This is a genomic window from Dehalococcoidales bacterium (assembly GCA_028716225.1).
Classification (GTDB): domain Bacteria; phylum Chloroflexota; class Dehalococcoidia; order Dehalococcoidales; family UBA5760; genus UBA5760.
Map to the genome: position 1 here is coordinate 23,138 of JAQUQE010000021.1, position 6,251 is coordinate 29,388.

A 6,251-nucleotide genomic window follows, 5' to 3' on the forward strand; every position below is an offset into this window, starting at 1 on the left:
TATAACAAAGTAACGTGAGAGGGAAGAAGACAGTTAGCAAAGGATGCCTCTGAATGAGCGATTTAACGTTCCGTCAGAAAGTGCATTCACTAAATATATTGGTTAAAAGAAAAGGCAGGTTGCCTGAGCCAATATCCTCCGCAGAAGGCGGTCTATAATCCCCTGCAAAGCGAATTGACCGCACGGCATCTGTCCTTAAGTATTACATGTTGGCGATTCATTGAAAATCAAGAGACGCACTGAGTCCAAATATCGCAAGGATACCTCTAGCTTCCTATTGACAAAAGGTGATATAATTACGCCGATTCTCTAGAAGAAGGAGGTGGTGCCATAGAGAGAGCCCGGAGGGATGCTTCTTTACTTGTTCCGAAGGGGGACGCTCCTGATGCCGGGAGCATAGCGGAAAACCGGAAAACATAGCCTTTCTCCAGAGAGAAAAAGAGGTGTGTGTTGTTACATCTTTATGTGGAGGAAGGTAATACTTAAAATTTAAGGAGAATATTTAGGTCGATGAAAACTAAACTGATATCTAAGATACTTGGCGTAGGCCTTGCCCTCGGCCTTACTCTTTCGCTTGGTGCAGCCTTCATCGCTGCTCCCGCTGCCCAGGCCGACGAGATGGAATGGGGTGCGGTCAACACGCCGAGCTGGGATGACCTGGTCATCCTGCCCGCCTCCGACATCCTCGACTATGCCGTCGGCGGCGACGAGGGCGACATCATCTACGCCGTCCTTGAGCTAGAGAGCGAATGCACCGAGGTCGGCTGGTATTTTGATGATTTAGGGGAATGGGGTAATTTTGCCCTAGTCAAGTCCGATGACGGCGGTGTCACCTGGAGCGACATCACCGAGAACGTCATGGAGGCTTCTTCCCTACCTGATCTCATCGTAGATCCTGGTTCTGAAACTGACATCGGTCTGGACCTGGTAGCGGTGTCACCCGATGACGAGGACTGGGTTGCCGTGGCCGGTTACTACTATGACAACGACGCGGTGATGCCATTGCCCTTCGTGATCGCCTCCGAAGACGGCGGGGCTAACTTCACCTACGCTCACCCCGTTGAAGACGCCTCCGCCGGCACGGTTATGATGGCGATGATGGATATGGCCGTCTCGCCCGCGGTGGGCAGCATCCACAACATCGCCCTGGCCGGTATTACTGACGGGAATGGCACGGATGATGGTACCGTAGGCCCCGGCGCCGTCTTCCGCCTCGAGGCGGGGACATGGCTCACCGGTGGCTGGGTTGACACCCGGTACTACCCGGGCTGGAACGACAGCACCGAGGATGATCTGCTGGTTCCCCAATGGCCGCTATACAGTGCGGCCGTAATCGCGGTTGACTTCTCGCCCAACTTCGATATGGACGACACCATCGTCTGCATGTCTCTGGGAGCACCATACGATGGAGTGGAACCTTATAATATGCCATACCTGCAGGAAGGCACCCTCAACGGCGACGGCGTCTGGAACGCTGAAGCCGGCTTTGGCGATGCCGTTCTGATCACCGATGAAGGCACCAACCTCTATACTTTCCCCGTGGTGAGGAGCATGGGCTTTGCCCTGCCCGCCGACTTCGATGGTGCCGAACCGGCCGACAACAACATTTACCTCTATGTTGACGCCACTGATGACATCTCAGCTTTCCCCGATGTCACTGTTAAGGGTTACGTCTTTATATCTGAGGACGGCGCCCTGACCGGCCGCTGCGGCCCCTCGGGCGACCCGATACTGGCCAGCATCGATGTTCACGGCGACGCTGACACCTGCAAAGCCATGGTCGGCGTCTATGCGGAACAGGATGAAATGATGGCGGCAGTCCCAACACCCTGCGCTGGTGTAGCAGTCTACCACACCGTTGAGCTAGACGACTGCTGTCCGGAGTGGGAATCCGCCTGCAAGGACCCCTCGGGACCCTTCATGGCAGTGGTCTCATACACCCCCGACGGGGAGAAGGCCTTCGCCACCACCACCGGCAGTTGGAGCAGCTACCAGGGTTATCCATATGAACTCAGTGGGTATGCTCCTGATTCTTCATTTAACCCGTACATAGAGTATGATTACGGAGTCCCTCTTGATGAGTCGGCCTTCTCGGTAAGCCTCGATGACGCCGTCTCCTTCAACCAGATCGGCTTGATCGACACCGACATCGATTTCCTCTCCGATCTGGCTGTCTGCCCGGACTGCAGCGTGCTCTACCTCTCAACCATCAATGTGGCGATTGAATACAATAATTTTGATGAAGGTAATCTAAACGGAGGCTACCCCTGCGTAGATTACGACTGCTGTGATCCGGAAAATATCGGCGTCTTCGCCTGCGACTCCGTGTGGCGGAGCTACGACAACGGCGACACCTGGGAGCGCGTCTACCACGGCAACTGGTCCGACGACCCCAGCGGCTGGGATATCACCAATCCTCCCGATTTCGGAGATCTGGTGGAAGATGATAATGGACAAATAGACCATCGCCTCTGGGCTCGCCAGCTACTGTTGCGGCTGCCCTGCGACGAGGACACGGAATGTTGCACCATCTACATGGGTATCCAGGACACCCAAGATCTCTTCTACAGCCGTGACTGCGGCCAGTGCTGGAACAAGGCGGTCAACCAGAAGCTGGTCATCCAGGACTTTGCCGTTGAGACCGAGAACGTGGTCTACATCCTCGATGAGGCTGGACAGGTCTCTACCTCCACCCAGTACGGACGACGCCCCTCCGACGGCGTCGACACCGGCCTTGACACCGGCCACTCCATCGCTTCCTGCTGTGCCCAGGGCTGGGTTATCGTCGGCGGTGCCGGTGACGAACCGGTAGCCTGGTCCGAGGACGGTGGCGAGACCTGGGATGTTACCGACGACCTGCCCGGTGACGGTGATGCTCAGGTACACGTTGCCTGCGACCCCGTCTGCGAGAACATCGTCTATGCCGCCCTTGACGGCAAGGGCATCTACCGCACCGACCTCAACGAAGGTGCCTGGGATGACCTCAATGCTATGGAGTACGACTACACCGGCATCGTGGTCGCCCGTGAGGGCACCCTCTACGCCTCCAGCGATCAGATCATTGCCGATACCAGTGTCTTCTGCGAGGATGAATACTGCGAGCGGTATATTGACGGCATAAGCACTGATTTTGATTGTACATACGAAAGCAACGGTTGTGTTTACCAACAGTACAGTGGTGTTGCCCGCAACCTGACTCCCTGTGAAACCGACTGCTGCGGCACCGAGGACTGGGACTACCTGATCGCCGGAATGAGTGCGGACCAATGTGAAGGAAGTAACGGCAATTGTGACACAGGTGAGGACTTCGACCAGAACCCGACCGCCCTTAAGATCTGCGGCTGCCTTAGCCCGGACACCAACTCTGTCCTCTGGGCCATCGACACCTACTTCTACGATGTCGTCGGTGAGGGCTGCGGCCTGCTCTGGAGCTACGAGGACTGTGCCGCCAAGCACGGCCCGGACCTGACCTCTCCTGAGGACGGGGCCATCGTGGCCTGTGACGTCTGCAGCACCTGTGATGGCGCTGCCATGACCCTCAAGTGGGAGAGAATGTGCCTGGCCTGCAGCTACGACATCGAGATTATGGACGAGGACGGCAACGTCATCGTCGATTGGATCGATGAGGAGATCACCGGCGACCCGCCCACCTTCTACTTTGACTACGGACTTGAGTGTGGCCGCACCTACACCTGGCACGTTAGAGAGGCCAACACCGAGACCGACGAGTGCGTCCACAGCCCCTGGTCCGAGACCTGGAGCTTCACCGTCGAGGCCTCTTCGGCTAACGCGGTCAAGCTGATCGCCCCCGAACAGGGTGATGTGGTTGCCCAGCGCACCGGGGTCGGCTTCTCCTGGAGCAGCGTCTACGACGCCACCACCTACAGCTTTGTCCTCTCCGCCAGCCCCGACCTCTCCGGCGCACTGGCCACTGCTGATGTTAGCGGTACCGCCTACGCCTACTCGGGCACCCTGGACTACGAGACCACCTACTACTGGCAGGTAACCGCCTGGAAGGACGGCACCATGCTCTCCCAGAGCGATGTCGGCACCTTTGCCGTCGCTGCTGAAGAGTACATACCGCCCGAACCACAGCCCCAGGAGCCTCCGGTAATCAACATCCCGCCTACCCAGCAGATCGTACCGACCTGGATCTATGCCATGATCGGAATCGGAGCGGCGTTGATAGTGGTGGTAATTGTCCTGATTGTCCGGAGCAGAAGGTAAAACTGACGCCTTAAGGACAATAGCTAGTTAATCTAAGAGCCCCCCGAATTTCGGGGGGCTCTTTTTTTACGTGAGTGGGGTAGGAAGTTGGATATCATCCAACATTAAGCCATGTTGTTCCCTGAAGGGAACCTTGAAGAATTACGAAGATGTTTCTTGGTTAACCTCGAAAAGCTCGCCGGATAGTTCCCATTCCCGTTGGGAAGCAAACTCGGCAATTGAAAGCTCTCCTGCAACAAGGCGGTCATCGCTTGGGTTCCATTGGATACCCTCTCGCCAGGGCCACACGAGTCTTCTTGATCCAAGGATGGCCATCTGTTCGTCCTCTAAGAGGCGCACGATTTCTTCTTGACCTGTACATAGTTCAGCAGCAATTCGCTTTGTAACCACGTGCATATCAGTACCATCGTGGCCATTGAAAGCAGCTATGACGCCATCGAATAACGGTTTAATTACCGAAGTCAGGTTCATCCTCACCCTTCCCGGGACTTTTATCGTAATCTTCATACCCAGGAGCGCATGTGATTTTGTAGATGTATTTACCCGATGTACTCTGCCTGCATTAGCGCTTGTTCTGAACTTGTACCACAATCGGCTAGCTTTAGAAGAGCTAGATAATATCTCACAGAAAACGTTATTCCAGTCAGCAAGTATACGACTTGGTTTCCAATGAGTCCATCCTTGCTGTATATCACCGATTTCGTAAGACAGGTAATGGCCCCAATCTCTGTTAGCCGCGTAAGGCGAATCTGGGGGCTTAGATAATACACGCTCAAAAGATATGGCTTTGCATTGTAGATGTGTAAAAGAGCGGGCCCCAACGTTGTAGAAGACTATGTTCTCGACATCACAAGGTTGCGCAATTGGGGAGATATACTGGGCAACTAAATGTGAGCCAGGTATTGGTCTCCAGCTTAGCAATGCCTTGCGAACAGCATTCCTGAATTGAACCATCTGCCCCTTGGGCTCGAATGGCAGACGCTCAAGACTCCATGCTTCAACGGAGGGGTGAAATGCACTCGGACCTATGACTAGGTAAGAACTGTCCATCAATCAGAATATAGCATCTCATAGCCTACAAAACAAAACCTTCATGCCGTTACATAATCGTCTGCACGATCCATCGGAAGGTTCAACCGATCGCACGCCTTGTCCCGTCTGACCACTAGTGTTAAAATGTTTTTTGCCGGGGTGGTGAGGCATGGGCCCAAGTGCCAGGTTAGAGATTGAAAAAGCCTGGGGCGTTAGGGCATAGCCTTAGGGGCTACATATAATCTCGTTATCGGGAGCGCCAATCTCATTGTGCAATATCCACCCCGGTGTTTCTTGTTTCTTGAAGCCCTCCCTGTCTGGTATAGTATTTTCAGTATGAAGAATAATCACCAGGCTAGCGGCATTCCAAAAGACCATTCGACTCTTGAGGGTATCCTTGAGCGAATAGTCTATTACAACGAGGAAAACGATTATACCGTTGCCAGGCTCCAGGTAGCCAGGAATCCGGATCTGGTAACCATAGTGGGCAACATGCCCTGCCCTAATCCGGGTGAGACTCTACGGCTAAGAGGTCAGTGGATTGTTGATGCCAAATTCGGGAGGCAGTTTCGAGTAGAAGGTTGCCTTTCGGTATTGCCCGCTACGATAACTGGTATTGAGAAGTACCTTGGATCCGGCTTGGTTAAAGGTATCGGCCCCATCATGGCCAAAAGGGTCGTCAGCCTGTTTGGACTGGAGACGCTGGACATCATTGAGGAAAGGTCGGAGAGACTACTCGATGTAGAGGGAATCGGCCGTATCAGAGCGGAGAGGATCAGTAAAGCATGGCAGGAGCAAAAAGAAGTACGTGAGGTCATGGTATTTCTTCAGGGACACGGGGTCAGTTCCACCTATGCGGTGAAGATATACAAAGCCTATGGTGACAAGTCTGTGTCGGTGGTTAAGGAGAATCCCTATCGGCTAGCTCTTGATATCAGCGGCATTGGTTTCAAGACGGCGGACAAGATCGCCCGGAATATGGGGATTGACCC

3 protein-coding genes are annotated in these 6,251 nt (G+C 54.3%); 2 read left to right on the forward strand and 1 reads right to left on the reverse strand.

Features of this window, described 5'->3' with window-relative positions; genetic code table 11:
* Window positions 1-510: 510 nt before the first annotated feature.
* Window positions 511-4,227: a hypothetical protein gene (locus PHI12_10115; GenBank protein MDD5511148.1), complete on the forward strand. Its 3,717-nt coding sequence runs from the start codon at window positions 511-513 to the stop codon at window positions 4,225-4,227.
* A gap of 141 nt (window positions 4,228-4,368) precedes the next feature.
* Here the strand turns inward: PHI12_10115 and PHI12_10120 are convergent, their stop codons facing one another.
* Window positions 4,369-4,734, reverse strand: coding sequence for a hypothetical protein (locus PHI12_10120; GenBank protein ID MDD5511149.1), 366 nt, complete (start codon window positions 4,732-4,734; stop codon window positions 4,369-4,371).
* A gap of 861 nt (window positions 4,735-5,595) precedes the next feature.
* On the opposite strand from PHI12_10120, the gene PHI12_10125 reads away from it, so the two are divergent.
* On the forward strand, window positions 5,596-6,251 hold a 656-nt coding region (locus PHI12_10125; GenBank protein MDD5511150.1), incomplete at its 3' end, for a helix-hairpin-helix domain-containing protein.